Below are 21,400 nucleotides of genomic sequence, written 5' to 3' on the forward strand. Positions count from 1 at the left end.
CGCTTCGAATTCGGGAAACACTAGATGAGGTCTGCGAGTTCGTCGCCGAAGCCGAGCTCGTCGGCGATCTGCTGGAGCTGCTCGGAGGCCCAGGCTTCGTCATCGTCGGCGATCACGGACAGGACTTGTTCGGAGAGTCCCAGGTCTTCCAGGAGGTCGAAGTCGCCCTCGGCGTAGGAGTCATCGTCCGCGTCGGGGAATTCGGCGTTGATCAGCTCCAGGGCGGAGGCCGCGAAATCGTCCTCGGTGGCGGCCGTCGCGTCGGACACCAGCAATTTCACCCGACCAGGGGTGGGTCGCACCAGAATGAAGTAGTCGTCTTCCACGCACAGCATCGCAAATGCTGGGCCTTCGGCGCGCAAGGAACGCACGGCGGTGACGGCGGTGCTGATGTCCTCGAAGTGGTCATCGAACTCGGCGACCTTCCACTTTCCATTCAGCGAGGTCACTGTGACCGCAAAGCTCAGCTCTTCATGGGTGCTCATAGCTCGTAATTGTGCCACACTTGGGTGGTGACTACCGCGAAGATTTCCCGCCCAGTATGCATCCTCGGACTCGGCCTCATCGGAGGTTCCCTGCTCCGCGATCTCGCCGCCCAAGGCGTCCAGGTCTACGGCTTCAACCGCAGCCCTTCCGGCGCCTCCGCTGCCGCCGCTGAGGGCTTCGACGTCAGCACCTCGCTCCAGTCCGTCCTCGCCCGCGCCGAAAACGACGACGCACTCATCGTCCTCGCCACCCCAATGCCGGCCCTGCCTTCGCTTCTCGACGCCATCGCCGAGCACGCCCCTTCCTGCGGCTTCACCGACGTCGTCTCCGTCAAAGCCGAGGTGTACTCCCTCGTGTGCTACCGTGGCCTCCAGGACCGCTACGTCGGCGGACACCCCATGGCCGGCACCGCCGACTCTGGTTGGAACGCCTCCCTCACCGGCCTCTTCAACGGTGCTGCGTGGGTCGTGACCTTTGACCACGCCTACGACAACCCCTCCGACACCTGGGTATCCCTCTGGATCGACGTGGTCCGCATGGCGCTCATGGTCGGCGCCGAAGTCATCCCAACCCGCGTCAACCAGCACGACGAAGCCGTCGCCCGCATCTCCCACCTGCCGCACCTCTTCGCCGAAGCGCTCGCCATCACCGGCGACAACGGTGGCGCGCTCGCACTATCGCTAGCAGCAGGCTCCTTCCGAGACTCCACCCGCGTCGCAGGCACCACCCCATCCCTCGTCCAAGCCATGTGCGAAAACAACCGCGCAGCGCTACTCACCGCCCTCGACGAAGCCCTGGAACTCCTCGGCGACGCCCGCGCACACCTCGAATCCCCCGAAAACGACCTCAGCATGTTCATCGACGCCGGCTACCGCTCCCGCATCCGCTTCGAAGCCCGCTCCGGCGTATCAGGCATCTCCGGACGACCAGTCCTCCGCCTCCACCCAGGCGCCGACAACTGGATCTCCCAGCTCGAACAAGCCGAAAACCTCGGCGCCCGCATCGACGTCTTCTAGAAATAGCAAAAAGCCCCAGCTAAGCTGGGGCTTTCATATTGTGCGCCCGGAGGGATTCGAACCCCCAACCTTCTGATCCGTAGTCAGATGCTCTATCCGTTGAGCTACGGGCGCTTGCTGTGCAACGAAGAGTTACTCTACACACAACGGTAAACAAATAACAAACTCGCTGGTCAAACCCCCTGTGGATAAGTCGAGTTATCCACAGAAATTCACCCGTTCGCACCTCCGCGCATTGTGCATAATTCAGATTGCCACCATTCTTTGAAGCATGTCACGCATCGACCAGCTCGCCAGCGCCGAAGCCCGCGCCATGGACCTCCTCGCCGAGGCCGCCGGGCTCGACGCGCCTACCCTGGTCAAACGAGGCCTATCCCACCTCACCGCTCGCCGAATTGCCACCCTATCCAGCGTGTACTTCAACCCCGCCAACGCGTACTCGCGTTACCGGGCGCGGTGTCGCAAGGCCGCCGCGGAGCTCACGCTTCACGATCTCCACGCCATCGAAGGCTTCGCATCCAAAGCGAAAACACTCGGCGGCCACAAGGCCGCCTGGGAGCTGCGCGAGTTGTTATGCGGATTGCCGAGCCTCGCCGGCATCCGCCGCGAGGGAGCCGCCCACATTTCTGCCCTCGAGGAAGAGCACGGCAGGAAACTTGGCCCCAAGCCCGGCGCCCGGTTCTCGCGCCACGGGCGCGTTTCACGACTCTCGGTCACCCTTGATCAGCATCGCATGGCCGAGGCCCAAGCCATCGCCACTGCCCGCGCCCGCAAGCTCGGCGGCTCGAACTACACGAAGGAACAGCTCGCAGAGGCTGTCGTCGATCTAATCACCGGTGTCGACGACGCCACCCGCGTTGAAACCCGCCGAGTGATTTATGCAGTTGTCCCCCTCCCTGAGCTCGCGCAAATTCAGCGTGGCGAGGGCGACGACCTCGTGGTCCAAATGTCCGATGGGACGTCGATGAGCGGGCGCGAATTCCTGGAGGCCGCGTTCGAAGCTGAAGGGATGGCTGCGCTCGTCGACCGCGTCGAAGGGCCCGTCGACCTATATCGCACGTCGCGCCTAGCCAGCGACAAGCAACGCCTGCTCCTGCACGCGAAATCGACCACCTGTATGTGGCCCGGATGCCAAAAAGGCGCCGAACACTGCCAATCCCACCACATGATCCCGTGGGCGCGCGGCGGGCCGACGAACATCGCGAACCTAGTGCCCCTATGCAAGTACCACAACGGCATTAACGACGACGATCCCACCCGCCCCACCGGCCGAGGGGTGATCCTCGCCCGCGACGGCACCATCGGGTGGTTCAACCCGAAAACGGGCACATTCATCAAACTGTATTCACCCAGGTAAAAAGCACAAACCCGTGTTGAACATTGTCAACACGGGGATTTGGTGCGCCCGGAGGGATTCGAACCCCCAACCTTCTGATCCGTAGTCAGATGCTCTATCCGTTGAGCTACGGGCGCAAAATTTCACCAGGCCCGGTGAAACCCCTGGCCGAAACCAGGTGAGCGGAGATGACAGGATTTGAACCTGCGGTCCCCAGAAGGGACAACTCCTTAGCAGGGAGCCCCATTCGGCCACTCTGGCACATCTCCAGCAGTTATCGCCGAAGCGAAAACCTTAGGCAATCTTACAGGCCCAGACGGGAAGTTCCAAAACTCACACTCAGCACATAACGATGCTGTGACAAATCCTCTACTCACCGTTGGTCGGCGCCCAAACTTCAGTAGGGTGTGAATCCGGAATCATTGACCATTCAACATCGGAGAAAAGATGCATTCAAAAATGTCCGCCCGCCTGTTTGCCGAGTTCCTCGGCACTTTTGTTCTCGTTTTCGGAGGCTGCGGATCCGCAGTTTTCGCAGCCCAAGTCCTTACCGACGACAAAGCCGTCAACATGGGCATCGGATTCGTCGGCGTCTCCCTCGCCTTCGGCCTGACCGTACTGACCATGGCCTACGCCGTCGGCCACATCTCCGGCGGACACTTTAACCCTGCCGTCACGCTGGGCGCATTCCTCGCCGGTCGCATTGACGCTAAGAACGTCCTGCCATACTGGATTACTCAGATTGTCGCCGGCGCGGTAGCTGGTGGCGTTCTGTACGTCATTGCTTCCGGCAAGGAAGGCTTCGACGCCGTGAAGTCCGGCTTCGCGACCAACGGCTACGGAGATCTCTCCCCTAACGGTTACTCCTTGCTGGCTGTTCTCATCGCAGAAATCGTGCTTACCGCGATCTTCCTTTTCGTCATCCTAGGTTCTACGGACAAGCGCGCTCCACAGGGCTTCGCACCGATTGCCATCGGCCTGGCGCTGACGCTGATCCACCTGGTGTCGATCCCAATCTCCAACACCTCCGTGAACCCAGCTCGCTCCCTCGGCGTTGCGCTTTATGCAGGTTCCGAGCCTCTTATGCAGGTGTGGGCGTTCTTCGTAGCGCCACTGATTGGCGCTGCGATCGCCGGCATCACGTATAAGTCACTTTTCCCAGACGAGTCTGACGTGCTGCTCGAGCGCTAAACATGAATAAAGGCCCCCGAGGGGGCCTTTATTTTTTGCACATCTAGCGGATGGTCACCTGGCGAGACTTGATGTTCTCCAGTGCGCGTCGAGCATCTGCTGACAGGTCCTCGTCGGCTTCGATGGAGGCAGCGATCTTCTTGTCCAGCTTTTCCAGCAATGGGCCGTAGGTTTCGTAAGAAACATCGACTGGAAGGTCCCACACTGGAACTGCGATGCCGTGGGTACGGAACACTCCGGCAAACTTGGTGCCTTCACCAAGGTCGAGCGCCCCAACAGCTGCGATGCGGGCGAGGGCGCGCATGAGCTTCTCTTCGTCGTCGGTACGCACCCAGCGGATGTGGGCCTTCTCGCCTGGGTCGATCCACCATGCCACACCGTCGAAAGATCCAGTGACCTGGTAGGAAGGCATGATGGTGTCGTTGGCAGCCTTGAGGGACTGCGCAGCAGCTGGGTCAAGTGCTGCGTCGGATGGAAGCCACCAGTTGAAGTCCTCACGGGCCTCCACGTCGAGGGCGCCGGAGGCGTCGAGAAGCTCGGTGAGCGGTGGCTGCGTGCCGTCGGCGGCGGTGGAGGCGAGGGTGTCGCCTGGCTTGGCGTCGCGGACCCATGCGAGGGCAAACGCGAGGTCGCGGCCCGGGTTGTGGGTGTGCGATTGGGTTTGGAGGGCGACGTAGGCGGTGCCGTCATCCTGGACCATGGCGCCGGCGGCTCCTGGGAGGACGGTCGCGACGTAGACGTCACGGTCGAAGGTTACGGGGAGCTTCGCGAAGGCGGAAGGGACGAACTCCTGCAACGCAACGAGGTCGGCCTCCATTGCGAAACCTGCGTATGGGCGTGGGTCGCGTTCGAGTGCGGCGCGCTCGGCGGCGCGGGCAGCAAGCTTTGCTTGACGACGGCTCATGCCCTCAGGCAGCTGCTCATCTTTCTTCTTCTTTTTAGCCATGCCCCTAAGATACCGTGCGGAGCGCAAGCGCAGGGTAATTGGTCGCGAGCATGTCTACGCCGTGTTCGCGGGCCCACAGCATGTCGGAAGGCTCATCCACCGTCCACAGGTAGGTGCGCTCCCACTGGTCCAGCTCGGCTGGGTTCGCCTTGGCCGCCTCAATCGACATTCCCAGCCCGTGTGGCTGGCACCAACGCAGGGCAGCCTTCCACGACAAGGACGGCTTGTCCTCGCGGAGCACGATGCGGTCCAGCTGGGGCGCGATCATTTGCATAGTGCGGATTGCCAGCGGCGAAAAGCTAATAAAGTGCATGCGCGGATCGTCCAGGCACTGTGCATAATTCAGTTTGCGTACGATCTGTTCCTCGACCATTTTGCCGTAGCGACTGGGGTGCTTGGCTTCGATGTAGAGGTGCCGGTCGGGGTATTCCTGCAGCAAGGCGACGAGATCTTCGAAGAGCAGTGGTTCCTGGGGCTCCTCCGGAGTGCCGAAGTTGTAGGCGCGTAAATCTGCATAATTCATGTTTTCTACGCGGCCGGTGCCGTTGGAGACGCGCTCGATGTTGGAGTCGTGGACGCAGACGAGTTTGCCGTCCTTGGTGAGCCGGACGTCGCATTCAACGGCGGGTGCGCCGAGCTCGAGGGCTGATTTGAATGCGATGTGGGTGAGCTCTGGGTGTGCGCCGGAGTCTCCGCGGTGGGCGATGATTTGCATTAGTTGTCCCAGGAATGGATGTGGCGGAGCAGCATGCGGTTTTTGCGCTGGCTGCGCCCGAGGCGGCGGGATAGGGTGTTGAGGATTTCGATGGCGTCGGTGATGTGTGGGCCCTTGTTGAGCATGACTGCCTCGGCGCGGAGCGCGAAAGCTGCGTCGGTCATTTCGGCGCGTGATGGCAGGCCGTTCTTTGCCATGTTTTCCAGGATTTGGGTGCCCACGATGACTGGGATGTGCGCTGATTCGGCGACCATGAGGATTTGGCCTGGGACTTCGGTCATGCGGTCGAAGCCGAGCTCGACGGCGAGGTCGCCGCGGGCGATCATGATGCCGAAGTTCGGGTGGCGCATGCCTTCGAGGAGGATGTCGGAGATGTTTTCGAAGGCCGGGACGGTTTCGATCTTGAGCACGAGGCCGAGGTCACGAACACGTGGTACCTCAAGAGCGATGCGGTCCATGACGCTGAGGACGTGGCGGACGTCGTCGACGGAGCGGATGAAGGAGATCGCTGCGATGTCGGCGTGGCGGGCCACGAACTCGAGGTTGATTTCATCTTCTGGGGTGAGCGATGCCAGCGGCAGGTAGGTGTCCGGCAGGTTGATGCCCTTGTGAGCTGCGAGTTTCACGCCACCTTCCTTGGCGCGGGTGACTTCCAGAACGGCGTCGTTGCCGCTCTTTTCCACCACGACAGCGGCGATGGCTCCGTCGTCGAAAAGCACGTTGTGGCCGACCTCGAGGGCAGTGATGGCCTCAGGGAGGGAGCAGGAGATGCGGGAGACGGGTGCTGGTTCGCAGATGATGTCGTCGCTGGTGAGGATCAGGCGGTCGCCCTCGAAAAGGCGCAGCGCCTGCACAACCTGCGGAATGCCGTGCGCACGGGCGCGCTCGTAGTCGCACTCGAGGAGCGTGCCCTCGGCGATGTAGGCGTTGCGGTCGCCCTCGGCGAGAACGGCGCCATCATGCTTTTCGACGACCACGAATTCCCGCTTGGAACCGCGCGTATCGTGCAGCGTGATGATGCTGTTTTCCTGCAGGCCTTCCAACCATTGCTGGTTGACGGTCACTGGCAGAGCAGGGCGCCCCTCGAACTCAGGAGCCGGGCGGCCATCAGCGGACAGCCACAGCTTCGACTTGGTGAGCACCTGGCCTGCGTCATCGCGGGTCACGCGGGCACGGCCAACGGCAGGTCCCGGCGCGATTTCGCCAGTGCGGATTTTCGGGCCAGCCAGGTCCATGTTGACGCGTACCTCGCGCCCAGCCTCAGCGGCCGCGCGGTGCACATTGTCGATCATGCGCAGCCACACGTCCTGATCGTCGTGGGCGCAGTTGATGCGGGCGACGTCCATGCCGGAGTCGACGAAGGACTTGACCATCTCGTAGTCATCGGCAGCTTCGCTTGGCAGAGTCACCATGATGCGGGACGGGGTGTTTTCGTCCGTGCAGCCGAGCAGGGCTTCGGTGTGGGCCTCGAGGATCTCGTCAGCCTCCGCGAAGCTGCGGGCAATGTCACCAAAGTCGTATGGGGCGCCGGAGCCTTCCAGCAGACCAACCACGTTTCGGGCGGCCTCCAGCTTCGCCTTCACACCGGTCTCGATGGTGGACATGCGAGTAACACCGAGATCGGTCAGGTGTGCCTGGAGGCGACGCAGATCCTGGGAACGCAGGTGCTTGTAGTGCACCAAGTTGAGAGCGCCGGCGCGGTGAGTTTCCGCCACCCGATCAATGTCGTCCTTGCGGGACCACGCAAAATCCGCGATCCCCTTCAGCAGCGAATCAATCTCAGGTACCAGCTGTTTCATCATGTGCCCCATCGTTAAAAGTTAATAACCAATGTGTATTGTGCCCGCTTTTACCCGGTTTGGCAGCGCGAGCGCGGCCGCCTAGCGCATGCTGAGGCTGTGGCCGTCGAAAAGCGCGGTGGCGACGGGACTGATCGGCGAGCCCGCGACCTCCACGTCGGCGACGCGCTGGAACGTCATGCTGACCCCGACCTGCGTGATCGCGACGAGGCCATAGCCGTGCGCATCGAGATCGACGTGGCTGACGTGCGGGTTTGCGTCGCGAAGATGGCGTTCGGCGCGCTGAGTGACGGGGTTGTCCGTCGGCAGACCGAGCGCGTCATCGACGTTCGGCGCAGACACGGAGCTGCACACCAGCTCTGCCGCGACAACCTGATCGTCGTGCCGAACGGTAGTTGCCCATTCCGAGTGGATGTCGCCGGCGAGGAACACGGTGCCCACTTCCGGATGAGCGTGGCTGCGCTGCGCCAGCACCTCCAGCAGCCGGGCCCGGTCCGCCATGTAGCCATCCCACTGGTCGAGGTTGTACGGCACTGCCTGCGTCTCATCGCCGATCATGCGCCGCACCACATCTCCCACGGCCGATTCCATCCCCACCAAGCTGACCGGCGAGATCATGACCGAGGTGCCCACAATATTCCAGCGCGTTTCTGGCCGCTCCAGTTTGCCTTGCAGCCATGCGAATTGCTCAGCCCCCATGATCGTGCGATCCGAATCGGCAGCACGCTTGAGGTTCAAAATCTCCGGCTGGTCGCGGTAACTGCGTAGATCGAGCATCGTCAGCTCGGCAAGCGTGCCAAACCTCAGCGAGCGATAAATATGTCCGCCCTGCGACGGCGCCATCCCACGCACCGGCAACCACTCCATGTACGCCTGCATTGCCGACGACCGCCGCTGCTGCCAATCGCCGTGCCAGCCCGTATGCCCCGGCGCGCCATGCTCCCACGCATTGTTGGCAATTTCGTGGTCGTCCCACATCACCACCCACGGCGCTGCTGCGTGGGCCGCTTGCAGCGCATAGTCGCGGCGGTAGCGACCATAGCGGGTTCGATAATCGGCCAGGGAGACGATCTCCCAGGTCGGTTCGTGGCTGCGCACAACGCCGTGCTTGCCCGCGTACACCCCGGAGGCGTACTCGTAAATGTAATCGCCCAGGTGCACCACCACGTCGATGTCGCCAGCAGCGGCTTTGACAGCGATATCCGAATAGGCCGCGAAATAGCCCGATTCGAAATTCGCGCAGGAACACACAGCGAAATTGAGCTGCTTCGGGGTTGTTTGCGGGGCGGGCGCCGTCTTCGTGCGCCCCACCGGGGTGGTGGTCCCGTCGAACTCACCACCAACAATGCGGAAGCGGTAATAGTATTCGGTGTCTGGATTCAGCCCCCACGGCTCGACGTGCACCGTGTGATCATGAACTGCGGTGGCAAGCACGTCCCCGCTGGCTACCACGCGCGTGAAGTCGATCTCCAGCGCCATCTCCCAGCGCAGGGCCACATCTGGTCCTTTTCCAGAACCGGGAACGGCCTCCGGATTGGGGGTCACTCGCGTCCACAGCACGACGCTCGTAGGAAGCGGATCCCCGGATGCGACTCCATGCATAAAGGGGCGGAACTCTGCATCATTCAGTTTGCCGGGCTCATGGCGGTCGGCGAGATCGCGTTCGATCAGGTCGGAAAAGTTTCCCGCATTCGCGGCGTTGAGGGACCCGGGAAGCATGGTGACGGCACCAACACCGGCAGCGCCACGCAGGAAATTGCGTCGGCTGATTGCTGAAAAGAGCCCCATATCTGACGATATTGGGGCCGGCCTTTAGCTTTCGCCACTTGAACAGCGAGATTTCACGACGAGTTAACGCGTTGTTTTTCCGCGTGAATGTTTCCAATTTGTTTCTTGTATTTAACTCGAAATGAGTTTATTATCAGCCGTAAATAGGAATAGGAGTTTTCAATGGCACGTCGCGAAGTAATCCAGTTTTTTGACGATCTCGATAATTCACCACTAACCGCAACTGAAGTGAATGTGATTAAGTTTTCCGTAAACGGAACTAATTACATCATTGATCTTTCCGCACAAAATGCTGCGAAATTCGAAAAGGCAATCCAGCCTTTTGTGGAGGCAGCGCGAAAGGATAATACTCCGGCGAAGAAAGCCGCCAATACCCCGGATCCAAAGCTCATTCGTGAATGGGCCCAGTCCCAGGGCATTGAGGTAGCAGCGCGTGGCAAGCTGTCTAACGAAATTATCGAAAAGTACCTAGCTGCCCACTAGAGGTAGCCGAGCTCTCGCGCCGATGCGACGGCGGAGGTGCGGGAGCGAACGCCGAGTTTATCGTAAATGTGGACAAGGTGGGATTTCACCGTTGCCTCGGACAGCTCCAAATTGAAACCGATGACGCGGTTCGAATGACCTTCGGCCACCAGGGTCAAAACCTGCAGTTCACGTGGGGTGAGGGCGACCTGCGGGGCCTCTTCGCGTGTCATGAGTCGATCTGCCACCACGGCTGACATTGCGGTATCTCCGCAGGCAGCGGAACGCACCGCGGCGATGAGTTCCTTCGGTGGCGCATCCTTGAGCAGGTAACCAACGGCGCCTGCTTCGATCGCGCCGAGAATGTCAGCGTCGGTGTCGTAGTTCGTCACCATGAGCACGTGTGGCGGGTTCTCCACTGTCCGCCTGATTTCAGCCGTGGCGTCAGCGCCGGTGGCCACCTTCCGACCAGCCTCGCCCGCACCAAACCGCAGGTCCATCAGGATCAGGTCAATTCCCCCTGCGCGGGCAGCGGAAACAGCTTCTTCCGCCGTGGAGGCCTCCCCGACAATGCTGATGTCCGGTTCTGCTTCCAGGACGGCGCGCAGGCCAAGTCTGACGATTTCATGGTCGTCGGCAAGCAGGATGCGAATCATGCGTCTGAGTCTACAGTTGGGATCGATGCGCTCACGGCAGTACCCATGCCCGGCGTGGATTCGACGGTGAGTTCGCCTCCTACCTCGGCGGCGCGGGAGTGCATCGCGGACAATCCGATGTGCCCGAGCCCGGCCGGCCGCTCCGCAACCACCGCGGGGTCAAAGCCAGCACCGTGATCAACGACGTCGAGGCGCACCTCGTCGGGCTCGAACGTCAACGTCATCTTCGCCCGCCGCGCGCCGGAATGCTTCTCGACGTTCCCCAGCGCCCCCTGCGCAATACGCAGCAACGTGGCTTCCACGCGCATCGGCAACGGACGCGGCGTTCCTTCCAGCGTGACGTCCACTTCCGGCACCGAGCTGGAATCGGCGATGCGCTGGAGCGCTCGTTCCAGGGAAGCTTCTTCAAGGGTGGCTGGCTGGAGCGCGCCGATCATGGCGCGGGCTTCGCTGAGGTTGTCGGCGGCGATGGTCAGGGCCAAGTTAATGTGCTTGACGGCCCCATCGCGCTGGTCTTTCTCCACCTCAGTGGTGGCAACGCGCAGCAGCATTTGAATGGTGGACAGGCCTTGGGCGATGGTGTCGTGAATTTCGTGAGCGATGCGTTGACGCTCGGCCACCATGCCTGCCTCACGCTCGGATTCGGCCAGCTGGTTTCGAGTGTGCAGCAGCTCGCGGAAGAGGCGTTCGCGCTCGAGGTGGGCGATCCAGAGGCGTCGAAAAGCGAAGAAGATGGCGATGGTCACCAGCGCGGCCAGGACGGGACCCACCACACTTCCCGGCGAAAATTCCGGGTAATTACCGAAAATGGCAATGATTGTGGCGCCAATAACGGCGGTGATTCCTCGATAATCGGGAAATGCGTTGAGATAGAGAAAGAAAAGCGGGAATACCAAATAAACAGCGAGGGGTTGAATCGGCAATAAGACAACCCACGCCACAGTAAGTATCAAAAGCCACAGAAATACCGGCCAGGTTGGCACATTTTCCAAATAGAACGTGCCCCAGTAGTACACCGCGGCGAAACCAAACAACAGGCCCAAGGTGAGAAACTTAGGGCCCGGCTCAGCGAGTGCAGATCCGCCGACAAAGATCAGCAAAAAAGCGAACAAAATGTCAACGCTTCGGCGGAGAGTTTCCGCCCCCGGCATGCCACCTTCGGGAATCAATTCAGTGTCCATCACCGTCCTACTTTAGGCTGGAGACTATGAGATCCCTACTTCCCATCGCAGTGCTCGCCCTCACCCTCACCGCCTGCACCACAGGCAGCACGCCGACCGAGCCGTCGACAAACGCCTCCGCTCCCACCACCTTTGCTGCGGGCGACCAAGGCTTGCCTTTCGACGCCCTGCCAGAAATCCCGGCCGGCCGAAATGACCTAGTGCCGTGTCCTTACCTGGACACGCAGTGGGTTGCCGACACGAACGGCCAGCGCGTCCTGGGATCCGGTATCGATCCTCGTTTTGATCATCCGGCCTGCGTTTTCTGGTCTTACACAGAGGAACCACAGCTGACGGTTATCGTGCGCACCATGGGCTCGGAAGCCGAAGCCGAGCAGGTGGTGAACTGGGCAGCGCCGATTGACTCGACCGATCCTGCCGATGATCCCGAGGGCTGGATGGGTGGCCGTCAGGGCACGCCGGGGCGCTCCCTGTACTCCGTGTACAAGAACAACATTGCGGTGACGGTGTTCACCAACCAGGATCAGTCCCTCAAGGCCGAATTGGTAGCCAAGGAGACCATCAAGAATCTCGGCCTTTAGACCGCCACTTCCTGGTAGGGCATGAGCGTGGAGATGTACGGGAAGACAACCTCCATGAGCAGAAAGAACACCCCTACCAGGAGGGCAAGGCAGATGAGTGCCTTCACAAAAGCCGGGCCGGGCAGCATGCGCCAAAGCAGGGAATACATCGGTTAGTTCTCCTCAAATTCGATTGGTCGCTGGTTGCCGTTCTTCGGTTCGGATCGCACCTTCATCGCATGGACAATCATGCGCTCGGCGTTTGAGAACTGCGGGTGGCACGTCGTCATCGTCATCAGCCCCTCCATGTCCGGGGTCGGCTCAGCGATATCCAGGCCTGGCAGCGGGTGCACAACACTGTAGTCACCGGGGAGAGTGATGTGCCTCCCCTCGATGCCGGCGTATTGGCCGTCGACAAGCTCGCTAACCTGTTTCTGGCTAAAGCACTTCGCCGCCGCTTCTTGACGCTGCGCACCTTGCACCTCGATCGGCAGGATGCGGTAAATGTCCCAGCTACTGCGCGTTTCGACGATCACAGCATCGCACACCTCAAGGTTGCCAAGATCGTTGAACGGCGCACCCTTGCCAACTCGGTGGCCGGCCACCGCAAAGTTGCCGGGCTCGCCGGGCATTTGGCTATCTGAATAGCGGCCCGGGCCCTTGAGCAGGTCGGCGTCCGTGGTTCCTTCGACGATGGCGAAGTTGAAGTCGGAGCCGAACGCCGGGATGTACATGCGGGCGAAGGCTTCGCCGAGTTCCGGAGTGAGTTTCTGGCGCGGGTTGACCTTTTTGCTCCACTTGTCGTCGAGGGCGTGGGAGGCTTGATCTTGCTGCTTACCTGCTTCGACGTTGGTCCAAAAGGACTCGTAGAAGGCGAACGCGAACAACAACACACTGATGGTGATGAACAGTTCACCGATAACTTGGGTGAAGGTCACCTTGCGTGGGGATCGCGCGGGTTTCGCGTGTCTAGCAGCACTCATGAAGGTAATACTACCCAGTGGTGGACTAGAGTTGTTTCGATTAGTTCCCACTGCGCGAGCGATTGGATGAAAGCACCCACATGGTTGAATTCATGATTTACCCGGTATCCGCGATCATGAAGTTTTGGCATTTCCTGCTGGCTTCTGTGTTTGGCGTGGACCCGGGGACCGCTTGGCTGCTCTCCATTGTTGGCCTTGTAGTCACCGTTCGCCTCATCATTTTGCCGACGGTGTGGATCCAGATGGTATCCGGGCGAAAGGGCCAGCTCCTGCAACCCAAGCTCGGCGCTATTCAAGAGCAATACGAGGCCCGCACCGACGCAGACGCCTTCAAGTGGCTCCAAGAGGAACGAAAGAAGATCCACCAAGAGCACAAATACAACCCGGCGGCTGGCTGTTTCCCGATCTTCATCCAATTGCCGATGTTCATTGGTCTCTACCAAGTGCTGCTGCGTATGGCTCGTCCCTCGGAAGGCCTGGACACTGAGCACAAGGCAATTGGTTTCCTTTCCCCGCAGGATGTCGCTGAATTCCTTCAGGTCCGTTTCCTGGACGTCCCACTTCCCGCTTACATCGCGATGAGCGACGAACGCTTGGCGCAGCTGGGCACTACCAGTGACCTCGTCGTGGGTGTCAATTCCGCACTAGTGCTGGCAGCCTGTGCCTTCACTGCAATCAACATGGCGTTTTCCACCTGGCGTTCCTACCGCACGATGCAATGGGACTCGGCGGTGGCGCGTGTTCTCAACAGGATGTTGGCCACCTTCGTCGTGTTCGTCCCGATCATGTTGTTGCTCTCGGCGTTCACGGCCCCGCTTCCGCTGGCCATCATGCTGTACTGGTTCGGTGGCAACCTGTGGTCTCTCGTGCAGTTCACCCTGCTCACTTGGCTGCTGGAAAGGAAAATGCCACTCACCGAGGAATTCAAAGCTCGCCGTGACGCTGCCAAAGCGGCCTACAAGCTGCGGAAGAAGGATCACCGTGCGCTCGGCTGGCAGATTAAGAAGCTGCGCTTGAAGTCCCTGTTCCAGCCACAGAAATGGTCTGAAAACAGCCAGATGATCAAGGACATGAAGGCGGAAGCCACCGCGGAGCAGCAGGAAGCTAAGCGGGTCAAAAAGGATAATGCGCGCCTACGCAGGGAAGCGACTAAAGCGCGTCGAGAAGCGAAGAAGCAGGGTCAGATCGAGTAGTCCGCTGGGGGTGCGGAGATGAGGCCGTCGGCAAGCGTGCGGGCGACCTCAAGGGGCGCGATGCTCTGGGTGAGGGTGCTGCCGGCGAGGCCACCTTCGAGGAAAACGAGGATCTGGTCAGCGAGGGAGTCGCCCGGGAAGCCATTGAGCTCGGTGAGCAGCTCGGTGAGCGTGGCGTGACACCAGCGACGATGCTCCATCGCAGCGGCCACGATCTTCTTTTCCTGGTCGGTCTCAGCACGCGGATACTCGGTGGCGGCGTTAAGGAAATGGGAGCCGCGGAAATTCTTGGCAGGCTCCTCCTCGATACACTGATCAAAAAACGCGAGGATCTTGTCTTTCGGCTGGGTCATGTCCTTGGTGCGCGCTGCCCAATCGGCCCGCCATTTCTGGTCGGTCTGCTCGACGTAGGCAACCACGAGCGCGTCCTTGGACCCGAACAGCGAGTACAGCGACGCCTTCGCCACGTCCGCCTCGCGCAAAATGCGGTCGATGCCGATTACTCGAATGCCTTCTGTGGTGAACAGGTTGGTTGCGCTCGCCAGCAAACGCTCGCGGGGGCTAGGACGCCCTTTTCGACGGCCACTGCCCTTCGCCTTCACCTCGGCCACATCAACCTCCTCAAAACAGACCAGTTCGTTCACATCATAGCCAACAAAACGGGCCGGTTCGAAACATCCGAACCGGCCCGCCGAGTTTAACTCTTAGCGCTTCTTGGTGAAGAGACCAACGATCGCAAGCAGAATGACCGCACCAAGCAAACAGGTAATGAAGCTCATAAACATGCCCTGGCCCTCAGTACTCATACCGAACAGGCTCAGCACCCAACCACCGATCAGGCCACCGATAACGCCGACAACCACGTTAAGGAAGCGACCCATCTGCGCGTCAGTGCCCATAATCTTGGATGCGATCCAACCAGCGATACCGCCAATGATGATGTAGATGATGAAGTTGATCATGATGTTTTCTCCTAATAGTTCTGGTTTCGCTTACAAGCCCAACAGTAGGAGCCTCGTCAACAAATAGCGAGAAATAGCGGTCCTGATACCCGATTGGAAACCATGCTGTTGCCTCCTCGTTATAAAACGGCGGTTTGTTGGTAGGAATTTTTATTAGTGGCTAGGGTTTCAAGCTGATCCCGAGTTTAGGAACCCGAGTTTCGGGACGAAAACCCCGAAAACAGCGAAAAATCCCTCCGCCCCTGCCGAAACTCGGGTTCCTAAACTCGACAAATGCCTAGGCCCCCGGGCTCGGGACGATGCCAAGAGACATTCCCGACTCCAGGAAAGCGACCACCAAGCAAAACCCGAGTTTAGGAACCCGAATTTCGGGGCAAAATCCCCGAAAACAGCGAAAACCCCCTCCGCCCTTACCGAAACTCGGGTTCCTAAACTCAGCTCTCAGCCACAAAACAAAAACCGCACCTGCATCGCAGGTGCGGTTTCGCTAGTAAAACCTAGTCTTCAGCCGTTGGGCGGACCACCATCATTGGGCACGGTGCGGACTGCAGCAGCGCTCGGGAGGTGGAGCCAAGGAGCATGCCCTTGAATCCGCCACGACCGTGGGAACCAACAACCAGGAGCTGGGCGCCTTCGGCTGCGTCGCAAAGCGCGCGTACTGGGCGGTCGCGGGTGACGATTTTCTTCACCGCGACGTTTGGGTACTCGTCCTGGAAGCCAGCCAGGCGCTCGGCGAGCAGTACGTGCTGCTCTTCCTCGACAACCTTCCATTGCTGCTGCGCTGCAGCAAGTCCCGCGAGGGATGCCTGGACCTGCATGTCCATCCAGGTGTGAACGGCGTGGAGCTCAGCGCCACGAGCAGCGGCTTCAGCAAAGGCGTACTGGGTTGCCTTCTCGGAAACTACGGAGCCGTCGATACCGACCACGATCGGGCCGTACTTGGTGCTTTCGTCAACTGGGTTGTCTTCACGGACCACCACAACTGGGCATTCTGCGTGGGAGACAACGGCTGCGGAGACGGAGCCCATGACCATGCCGGACAGTCCGCCGAGGCCGCGGGAACCCATGACGATCATGGTGACGGTCTTGGACATATCCAGCAGCAGGTCAATTGGGCTGCCTTCTGCGATGGTGTGCCCGATCTTCAGCTCTGGCGCGACTTCCAGAGCGATCGCACGGGCTTCGTCGATTTTTTCCATGGTTTCTGCGCGCAGGTCATCATAGATTTCCTGCGGTGGAACCATGCCCTCTGCGTAGAGGAACTGAGGCATCGCATACGAGGATGCGAGGCGAAGAGGGATCTCGCGCTTCATGGCGGTGTTGGCTGCCCAACGCACCGCTACCTTGGAGGCCTCCGAGCCATCGACCGCGACAACGACAATGTTTTCTCTCGACATGTGGGTCTCTCCTAACAACACGCCATGAGGCGCGCTTTCACTGGCCAATCCCTATTAGTCATAAGGATTTCTAGATACCAGTCTACGCTCCCATCACCGGTTTAGGCAGTGGTTCTAACCACTTAAGCGGGCAGTTCTACCGGGTGTGCAGCTTCGGCGTTTGCTGGGTACAGCACTGCGTAGATAACGCGCATAACGTTTGCGATGATTTCACCAATACCGTGGCTGAAGAAGTCCACTACCTGAGTCATGATTGAATTGATATCCATGGGGAACACAATACAGCCACTGCCAGTCAGAGACGGACTGAATCCGTCCCGCGTTCGCTTCCCCGACGATGCGGAGCCGATGACCGCCCGCGCATTCGTCCAACACCTCATCAATACGCAGCGTTACGTCCACCCCGAGGATGATGAGGCAGCCCTCGACCAGCGCTTCACTGACCAGGAAGTCGTCGATCAAAGAGGTCTGCCGTTCACCCCCGACCAGCTGCTCAAACCAGGCCAGGATATTTGGTTTTACCGCGTTCCAGCGCCCGAAAAGGTAGTTCCGCACGAGATCGGCATTATTCATGAGGATGACGAGCTGTTGGTCGTCGATAAGCCCCCGTTTTTGGCCACCTTCCCGCGTGGCAGCCACATCACGGAATCGGTGCTGGTCCGCATGCGTCGTCAGACCGGCAACCAGGCGCTGTCGCCGGCGCACCGGCTGGACCGCCTCACCTCGGGCGTGCTGGTGCTGACCAAACGTCGCGAGATTCGTGGCGCCTACCAGGAGTTGTTCGCCCGGCGCGAGGTGGACAAAGTCTACGAGGCGATCGCGGACGTCAACCCGAGCATCACCCCGGGGACCGTGTGGGAGCACCGTATGGAGAAGGAGCGCGGTGAGTTTAAAACGCGCATTGTCGACGGGCCAGTCAACGCCCGCACCGAGGTCAATTCCGTCACGCTTATCGACGCCGCAGAGCACGCTCACTTGGAACAGATGCACGGCCCGCTTGGACCCCAGGCCCGCTATGAGCTGCACCCTCTGACAGGGCGCACGCATCAGCTGCGCTTGCACATGTTTCTGGCGGGCTCGCCGATCCTGGGCGATCCCGTATATCCGGACGTCCTCCCACTAGAAGCGGAAGATTTTGACGTGCCGATGCACTTGCTTTCGCGGCGCCTCAGTTTCCGCGATCCACTGACGGGCGAGCATCGGGAATTCGTATCCAAGTTGTGACCATTGTCCGGAACTTGTGCTTCACACACTTTCGTTAACTAAAGTGACGTATGTTTCCTCAACAAATGAACTAGATAGGACAAGCACTGATGGCTGAGATCGCCGCATATGCGGAAGAGCTGGTGAAACAGTACGGCACCGGTGAGGCAGCGGTACGCGCACTCGACGGAGTCTCCATCCAATTTGAAAAGGGCAAGTTCACAGCCATCATGGGACCTTCTGGTTCTGGTAAGTCCACCCTCATGCACTGCATGGCTGGTCTGGACGGCCCGACCGCTGGCCGCACTTTTATTGGCGACACCGAGCTGTCCCGCATGAAGGACAAGGAGCTGACCGCGTTGCGGCGCGATCGCCTGGGCTTCGTATTCCAGTCCTTCAACCTGGTCCCGACCCTCAATGCAAGCGAAAACATCACCCTTCCGGTCGATATCGCTGGCCGCAAGGTTGATGAGGAGTGGTTCAAAGAGGTCACCACGCGCCTCGGCCTGGACCACCGCCTCGATCACCGCCCATCGGAACTTTCCGGTGGTCAGCAGCAGCGCGTCGCCGTTGCTCGCGCCCTGATTTCCCGCCCGGACATCATTTTCGGCGACGAGCCTACCGGCAACCTGGACTCCAACTCCTCCGCCGAAGTGCTGTCCATCCTGCGCACGTCCGTAGATGAGCTGGGCCAGACCGTGGTGATCGTGACGCACGATCCGAAGGCTGCTTCCTACGCTGACCGCGTTGTGTTCCTTGCCGACGGCAAGCTCGTGGAAGAGCTGCAGTCCCCTACCACTGAGTCGATCCTGGGCGTCATGGCCCGAATCGAGGAAGCGTAAAACCTTATGGCAAGCAACGCAATGCGCAAGATTTCCCTGCGCAATATCGCAAGTCACAAGGTCAGGCTGTTCCTGACCATCCTGTCTGTGGTGCTCGGCACGGCTTTCATCGCGGGTTCATCCATGATGACCACCGCCCTGAAGACCAGCATGGATGATCTGCTCACCACGGCGTTCGATGACATTGACGTCGTCATCATGCCGGGCCAGCAATCACCGCAGGGCATTCCGCTCACCGACGTGGAAGAGATCCGTAAGCGTGAGGATGTGGCCAGCGCCGAGATCTCCGCGCAGCAGTCCTCGGTGGTGGTCACCGGTTCCGACGGCAAGCCGCTGCAAACCGGCGCAGGCCCTGCGCAGGCTTTTGCGGTCTCCCCTAGTGAAGAGTTCGCCACCGGCGTCACACTCACTGACGGCACGAAACCCGCCGCCGAAAATGAAATCGCCCTGAACGTCGGTGCGATGCAAAAGGGCAACCTGAAGGTGGGCGATAAGACCACCGTTGTCACGCCGGTGGGTAAGTCGGAAATGACCGTCGTCGGCACCTTCAGCTCCGATGCGGTCAGCGACACCATGGTCGGCGTTGGTTTCACCGAGCCGGACTTTCTGAAGCACTTCACCGACGGCAAGCACGTCCAGCTGGTCACCATCGGACTGAAGGACGGCGCGAATGCTGACGGCGTCCGCGACGAACTCTCCCAGAAGTTCCCTGGCGTCACCGTCCAAACCGGTGAGGCCCTGGTCAAGCAGACCACGGAAGCGATTTCCAAGGGCCTGTCCTTTGTGAACTACATTCTGTGGGCCTTCGCCGGCATCGCACTGCTCGTGGGCACCTTCATCATCTCGAATACCTTCGCGATGATCGTCGCCCAGCGTGGTCGCGAACTCGCCCTGCTGCGCGCCGTCGGAGCGTCGAGGCGCCAGATCACCCTGTCCGTGGTGTTTGAAGCCATTATCGTCGGCTTGGTCGGCTCCATCATCGGCATTTTCGCAGGCATGGGCCTGGTCAAGGCCCTCTTCGCAGTCATGAAGGCGAAGGGCCTGCCGCTTCCCGACGGTGGCTTTGGCCTGGACACCACCTCCATCCTTGTTCCGCTTGGCGTAGGTGTCCTCATCACCGTCCTGTCTGCCTGGGCCCCAGCGCAGCGCGCCGGATCCACGCATCCGGTTCAGGCTATGCGCGCGGGTGATCAGTCCAGCAATAATTCCCTCGTGGTGCGCACCGCGATCGGTTCTTGTGCCATCGTCGCGGGTATTGGCCTGGCGCTGCTCGGTTCCCTCAATGACAAGCTCGGGGGCATGACCCCTCGCATGAGCACGATCGGCGTGGGCGCCTTCCTCATCGTGGTCGGCCTGTGGATGGCTGGGCCTGCGTTTGCAGGGCCGCTGGTTGGCGGTCTTGGCCGGGTTGTTGGCGCGCCATTCGGTGCAATCGGCAAGCTGGCTGCGACGAACTCTCAACGCAATCCGCGTCGCACCGCGGCTACCGCCTTTGCCCTCACGCTTGGCCTGATGATGGTCTCCTCCATCGGCATGCTCGGCGCCACCATGCGCGATTCCATGGCCGACATGATCGATGACACCATCAACGCAGACTACGTCCTCAATGGCTCCGCCGGCGGCTCCATTGGCGTACCAAAGGACGTTCCGGATGTGGTAGCTGGTGTCGACGGTGTCGACTCTGTCACCACCTTGTACGGCGCACCGTTGCTCCTCGGCGGTAAACCAATGAGCGATTCCATGGGCCCACCGGTGATGAAGGTGATCCGTGGTGACATCACCAAGGCCGTGAAGATCGAGACCATCGAGGGCGACCTCAACATTCCGGAGAACGAGCCAGGCGTGATCATCGCCGAGTCCACCGCGCAGACCTTTAACTTGAAGGTTGGCGACGAGGCTGAGCTCGTATCCATCACCGGAGGCGAAGGCAAGGCCCCGGTCAAGGGCATCTACAAGCAGAACGCCACTGTTGGCCGAGCTCTTGCTTCCTACGAAACCGCGAAGCAATTCACGGATGAAAACCTCATCCAGATTGACAGCATCTTCGTCGACTCCGCCGACGGCATTAACGACGACATGCGCACCAAGCTCGAGGACGCTACCGCCTCCCACTTGGTTGTTGCTGTGAAGGACAAGGACCAGTTCATCGGCCAGACCACCAGCGTGATCAACCAGATGCTCACGATCCTCTACGGCCTGCTGGCACTCTCCGTGGTTGTCGCCATCCTCGGCATCATCAACACCTTGGCGCTGTCCGTGATCGAGCGTCGCCAAGAAGTCGGTATGCTCCGCGCCGTCGGTACGCAGCGTGGCCAGATCCGTCGCATGATCTACATCGAGTCCGCGGTCATCGCCTTCTACGGTGCGCTGCTGGGCGCCATCGTCGGCTTGGGTGTGGGCTGGGCCTTCATCCACGCGCTCTCGGGTGAGGGCATGGATTCCGTCGTCGTTCCATGGGGCCAGGTTGCCGGAATGCTCGGCGCGTCCATCATCGTCGGCATCATCGCCGCGGTGTGGCCGGCGCACAAGGCAGCAAGCACGAAACCGCTCGAAGCTATTACAGACTAATCAAGTCAGAACATGGGGCCCTGAGATGCAATCAGGGCCCCTTTTCGCATCTCAGGGTAAACCCTGAAAAACCACCCATATACTGGGAAAACGCTCGCTGATCCCTCCCAATAGTT

The 21,400-nt window shown here is 60.3% G+C and carries 22 protein-coding genes and 3 tRNA genes; 9 read left to right on the top strand and 16 right to left on the bottom strand.

Translation table 11 applies throughout. The annotated features are described in order from the left end of the window. Window positions 1-20: 20 nt before the first annotated feature. Complete coding sequence (locus WG939_RS05965; protein WP_339983653.1) at window positions 21-485, bottom strand: tRNA adenosine deaminase-associated protein; 465 nt, start codon at window positions 483-485, stop codon at window positions 21-23. Window positions 486-512: 27 nt separating this feature from the next. On the opposite strand from WG939_RS05965, the gene WG939_RS05970 reads away from it, so the two are divergent. Beyond that, window positions 513-1,502, top strand: coding sequence for a prephenate dehydrogenase (locus WG939_RS05970; protein ID WP_339983654.1), 990 nt, complete (start codon window positions 513-515; stop codon window positions 1,500-1,502). A 41-nt stretch (window positions 1,503-1,543) separates the two neighbouring features. Here the strand turns inward: WG939_RS05970 and WG939_RS05975 are convergent. Beyond that, window positions 1,544-1,616: transfer RNA gene (locus tag WG939_RS05975), tRNA-Arg, on the bottom strand. Window positions 1,617-1,773: 157 nt separating this feature from the next. On the opposite strand from WG939_RS05975, the gene WG939_RS05980 reads away from it, so the two are divergent. After that, window positions 1,774-2,859, top strand: coding sequence for an HNH endonuclease signature motif containing protein (locus WG939_RS05980; RefSeq protein ID WP_339983655.1), 1,086 nt, complete (start codon window positions 1,774-1,776; stop codon window positions 2,857-2,859). Between the two features lie 40 nt (window positions 2,860-2,899). On the opposite strand, the gene WG939_RS05985 is transcribed toward WG939_RS05980, so the two are convergent. Continuing rightward, window positions 2,900-2,975 (bottom strand) — tRNA-Arg (locus WG939_RS05985). Between the two features lie 46 nt (window positions 2,976-3,021). After that, window positions 3,022-3,107, bottom strand: a tRNA-Ser gene (locus WG939_RS05990). A gap of 178 nt (window positions 3,108-3,285) precedes the next feature. Here WG939_RS05990 and aqpZ point away from each other — a divergent pair. Beyond that, window positions 3,286-4,029 (top strand): aquaporin Z, encoded by a 744-nt coding sequence (gene aqpZ / locus WG939_RS05995; RefSeq protein ID WP_339983656.1) that lies wholly within the window; start codon window positions 3,286-3,288, stop codon window positions 4,027-4,029. A gap of 43 nt (window positions 4,030-4,072) precedes the next feature. Here aqpZ and WG939_RS06000 read toward each other — a convergent pair whose 3' ends face one another. The 4 genes from WG939_RS06000 to WG939_RS06015 form a co-directional block, all read right to left on the bottom strand. Next, window positions 4,073-4,975 (bottom strand): DUF5926 family protein, encoded by a 903-nt coding sequence (locus WG939_RS06000; RefSeq protein ID WP_339983657.1) that lies wholly within the window; start codon window positions 4,973-4,975, stop codon window positions 4,073-4,075. A 4-nt stretch (window positions 4,976-4,979) separates the two neighbouring features. Next, a complete protein-coding gene (locus WG939_RS06005) occupies window positions 4,980-5,690 on the bottom strand; it encodes a glycerophosphodiester phosphodiesterase family protein (RefSeq protein WP_339983658.1) in 711 nt (236 codons plus the stop codon). Beyond that, window positions 5,690-7,489 carry a pyruvate kinase gene (locus WG939_RS06010; protein ID WP_339983769.1) on the bottom strand — a complete coding sequence of 600 codons (1,800 nt, stop codon included), beginning with the start codon at window positions 7,487-7,489 and terminating at the stop codon, window positions 5,690-5,692. Before WG939_RS06010 ends, WG939_RS06005 begins: the two co-directional genes overlap by 1 nt. 81 nt (window positions 7,490-7,570) lie before the next feature. After that, window positions 7,571-9,277 carry an alkaline phosphatase D family protein gene (locus tag WG939_RS06015; protein ID WP_339983660.1) on the bottom strand — a complete coding sequence of 569 codons (1,707 nt, stop codon included), beginning with the start codon at window positions 9,275-9,277 and terminating at the stop codon, window positions 7,571-7,573. A 162-nt stretch (window positions 9,278-9,439) separates the two neighbouring features. Here WG939_RS06015 and WG939_RS06020 point away from each other — a divergent pair, with 162 nt between their 5' ends. Continuing rightward, window positions 9,440-9,760: a histone-like nucleoid-structuring protein Lsr2 gene (locus WG939_RS06020; protein WP_339983662.1), complete on the top strand. Its 321-nt coding sequence runs from the start codon at window positions 9,440-9,442 to the stop codon at window positions 9,758-9,760. Here the strand turns inward: WG939_RS06020 and WG939_RS06025 are convergent. Further along, window positions 9,757-10,395 carry a response regulator transcription factor gene (locus WG939_RS06025; protein WP_339983664.1) on the bottom strand — a complete coding sequence of 213 codons (639 nt, stop codon included), beginning with the start codon at window positions 10,393-10,395 and terminating at the stop codon, window positions 9,757-9,759. The two genes, WG939_RS06020 and WG939_RS06025, sit on opposite strands and share 4 nt — an antisense overlap. Then, window positions 10,392-11,576, bottom strand: coding sequence for a sensor histidine kinase (locus WG939_RS06030; protein WP_339983666.1), 1,185 nt, complete (start codon window positions 11,574-11,576; stop codon window positions 10,392-10,394). Before WG939_RS06030 ends, WG939_RS06025 begins: the two co-directional genes overlap by 4 nt. 26 nt (window positions 11,577-11,602) lie before the next feature. On the opposite strand from WG939_RS06030, the gene WG939_RS06035 reads away from it, so the two are divergent. After that, window positions 11,603-12,157 carry a DUF2020 domain-containing protein gene (locus WG939_RS06035; protein WP_339983668.1) on the top strand — a complete coding sequence of 185 codons (555 nt, stop codon included), beginning with the start codon at window positions 11,603-11,605 and terminating at the stop codon, window positions 12,155-12,157. Here the strand turns inward: WG939_RS06035 and WG939_RS06040 are convergent. Together WG939_RS06040 and WG939_RS06045 are read right to left on the bottom strand one after the other, a co-directional pair. After that, on the bottom strand, window positions 12,154-12,306 hold the full coding sequence (locus WG939_RS06040) for a hypothetical protein (protein ID WP_339983670.1): 153 nt from the start codon (window positions 12,304-12,306) through the stop codon (window positions 12,154-12,156). The genes WG939_RS06035 and WG939_RS06040 overlap by 4 nt on opposite strands. A gap of 3 nt (window positions 12,307-12,309) precedes the next feature. Then, window positions 12,310-13,119: a class E sortase gene (locus tag WG939_RS06045; protein WP_339983672.1), complete on the bottom strand. Its 810-nt coding sequence runs from the start codon at window positions 13,117-13,119 to the stop codon at window positions 12,310-12,312. Between the two features lie 80 nt (window positions 13,120-13,199). Here WG939_RS06045 and yidC point away from each other — a divergent pair, with 80 nt between their 5' ends. Further along, window positions 13,200-14,312 (top strand): membrane protein insertase YidC, encoded by a 1,113-nt coding sequence (yidC, locus tag WG939_RS06050; RefSeq protein ID WP_339983673.1) that lies wholly within the window; start codon window positions 13,200-13,202, stop codon window positions 14,310-14,312. Here yidC and WG939_RS06055 read toward each other — a convergent pair. The 4 genes from WG939_RS06055 to WG939_RS06070 all read right to left on the bottom strand — a co-directional run bounded on the left by WG939_RS06055 (window position 14,300) and on the right by WG939_RS06070 (window position 16,940). Then, window positions 14,300-14,923, bottom strand: a complete 624-nt coding sequence (locus WG939_RS06055; RefSeq protein ID WP_339983675.1) for a TetR/AcrR family transcriptional regulator — start codon at window positions 14,921-14,923, stop codon at window positions 14,300-14,302. The two genes, yidC and WG939_RS06055, sit on opposite strands and share 13 nt — an antisense overlap. Window positions 14,924-15,016: 93 nt before the next feature. Continuing rightward, window positions 15,017-15,274, bottom strand: coding sequence for a GlsB/YeaQ/YmgE family stress response membrane protein (locus WG939_RS06060; protein ID WP_339983677.1), 258 nt, complete (start codon window positions 15,272-15,274; stop codon window positions 15,017-15,019). Between the two features lie 497 nt (window positions 15,275-15,771). Next, window positions 15,772-16,671 carry a universal stress protein gene (locus tag WG939_RS06065; RefSeq protein ID WP_339983679.1) on the bottom strand — a complete coding sequence of 300 codons (900 nt, stop codon included), beginning with the start codon at window positions 16,669-16,671 and terminating at the stop codon, window positions 15,772-15,774. Between the two features lie 122 nt (window positions 16,672-16,793). Beyond that, window positions 16,794-16,940: a hypothetical protein gene (locus tag WG939_RS06070; RefSeq protein ID WP_339983681.1), complete on the bottom strand. Its 147-nt coding sequence runs from the start codon at window positions 16,938-16,940 to the stop codon at window positions 16,794-16,796. On the opposite strand from WG939_RS06070, the gene WG939_RS06075 reads away from it, so the two are divergent. The 3 genes from WG939_RS06075 (at window position 16,939) to WG939_RS06085 (ending at window position 21,284) form a co-directional block, all read left to right on the top strand. Next, window positions 16,939-17,895 carry a pseudouridine synthase gene (locus tag WG939_RS06075; RefSeq protein WP_339983683.1) on the top strand — a complete coding sequence of 319 codons (957 nt, stop codon included), beginning with the start codon at window positions 16,939-16,941 and terminating at the stop codon, window positions 17,893-17,895. The genes WG939_RS06070 and WG939_RS06075 overlap by 2 nt on opposite strands. An 89-nt stretch (window positions 17,896-17,984) precedes the next feature. After that, window positions 17,985-18,716 (top strand): ABC transporter ATP-binding protein, encoded by a 732-nt coding sequence (locus tag WG939_RS06080; protein ID WP_339983685.1) that lies wholly within the window; start codon window positions 17,985-17,987, stop codon window positions 18,714-18,716. 6 nt (window positions 18,717-18,722) lie between these two features. Beyond that, window positions 18,723-21,284: an ABC transporter permease gene (locus WG939_RS06085; protein WP_339983687.1), complete on the top strand. Its 2,562-nt coding sequence runs from the start codon at window positions 18,723-18,725 to the stop codon at window positions 21,282-21,284. The last annotated feature ends 116 nt before the right edge of the window (window positions 21,285-21,400 follow it).

The organism is Corynebacterium sp. H130 (genome assembly GCF_037572395.1).
GTDB lineage: Bacteria > Actinomycetota > Actinomycetes > Mycobacteriales > Mycobacteriaceae > Corynebacterium.

Excerpts from the sequence above, each read along its gene's own strand:
- WG939_RS05965 (WP_339983653.1), bottom strand. The coding sequence starts at position 485 with ATGAGCACCCATGAAGAGCTGAGCTTTGCGGTCACAGTGACCTCGCTG.
- WG939_RS05980 (WP_339983655.1), top strand. The coding sequence starts at position 1,774 with ATGTCACGCATCGACCAGCTCGCCAGCGCCGAAGCCCGCGCCATGGAC.
- aqpZ (WP_339983656.1), top strand. The coding sequence starts at position 3,286 with ATGCATTCAAAAATGTCCGCCCGCCTGTTTGCCGAGTTCCTCGGCACT.
- WG939_RS06000 (WP_339983657.1), bottom strand. The coding sequence starts at position 4,975 with ATGGCTAAAAAGAAGAAGAAAGATGAGCAGCTGCCTGAGGGCATGAGC.
- WG939_RS06005 (WP_339983658.1), bottom strand. The coding sequence starts at position 5,690 with ATGCAAATCATCGCCCACCGCGGAGACTCCGGCGCACACCCAGAGCTC.
- WG939_RS06010 (WP_339983769.1), bottom strand. The coding sequence starts at position 7,489 with ATGAAACAGCTGGTACCTGAGATTGATTCGCTGCTGAAGGGGATCGCG.
- WG939_RS06015 (WP_339983660.1), bottom strand. The coding sequence starts at position 9,277 with ATGGGGCTCTTTTCAGCAATCAGCCGACGCAATTTCCTGCGTGGCGCT.
- WG939_RS06020 (WP_339983662.1), top strand. The coding sequence starts at position 9,440 with ATGGCACGTCGCGAAGTAATCCAGTTTTTTGACGATCTCGATAATTCA.
- WG939_RS06025 (WP_339983664.1), bottom strand. The coding sequence starts at position 10,395 with ATGATTCGCATCCTGCTTGCCGACGACCATGAAATCGTCAGACTTGGC.
- WG939_RS06030 (WP_339983666.1), bottom strand. The coding sequence starts at position 11,576 with ATGGACACTGAATTGATTCCCGAAGGTGGCATGCCGGGGGCGGAAACT.
- WG939_RS06035 (WP_339983668.1), top strand. The coding sequence starts at position 11,603 with ATGAGATCCCTACTTCCCATCGCAGTGCTCGCCCTCACCCTCACCGCC.
- WG939_RS06040 (WP_339983670.1), bottom strand. The coding sequence starts at position 12,306 with ATGTATTCCCTGCTTTGGCGCATGCTGCCCGGCCCGGCTTTTGTGAAG.
- WG939_RS06045 (WP_339983672.1), bottom strand. The coding sequence starts at position 13,119 with ATGAGTGCTGCTAGACACGCGAAACCCGCGCGATCCCCACGCAAGGTG.
- yidC (WP_339983673.1), top strand. The coding sequence starts at position 13,200 with ATGGTTGAATTCATGATTTACCCGGTATCCGCGATCATGAAGTTTTGG.
- WG939_RS06060 (WP_339983677.1), bottom strand. The coding sequence starts at position 15,274 with ATGATCAACTTCATCATCTACATCATCATTGGCGGTATCGCTGGTTGG.
- WG939_RS06065 (WP_339983679.1), bottom strand. The coding sequence starts at position 16,671 with ATGTCGAGAGAAAACATTGTCGTTGTCGCGGTCGATGGCTCGGAGGCC.
- WG939_RS06075 (WP_339983683.1), top strand. The coding sequence starts at position 16,939 with ATGGGGAACACAATACAGCCACTGCCAGTCAGAGACGGACTGAATCCG.
- WG939_RS06070 (WP_339983681.1), bottom strand. The coding sequence starts at position 16,940 with ATGGATATCAATTCAATCATGACTCAGGTAGTGGACTTCTTCAGCCAC.
- WG939_RS06080 (WP_339983685.1), top strand. The coding sequence starts at position 17,985 with ATGGCTGAGATCGCCGCATATGCGGAAGAGCTGGTGAAACAGTACGGC.
- WG939_RS06085 (WP_339983687.1), top strand. The coding sequence starts at position 18,723 with ATGGCAAGCAACGCAATGCGCAAGATTTCCCTGCGCAATATCGCAAGT.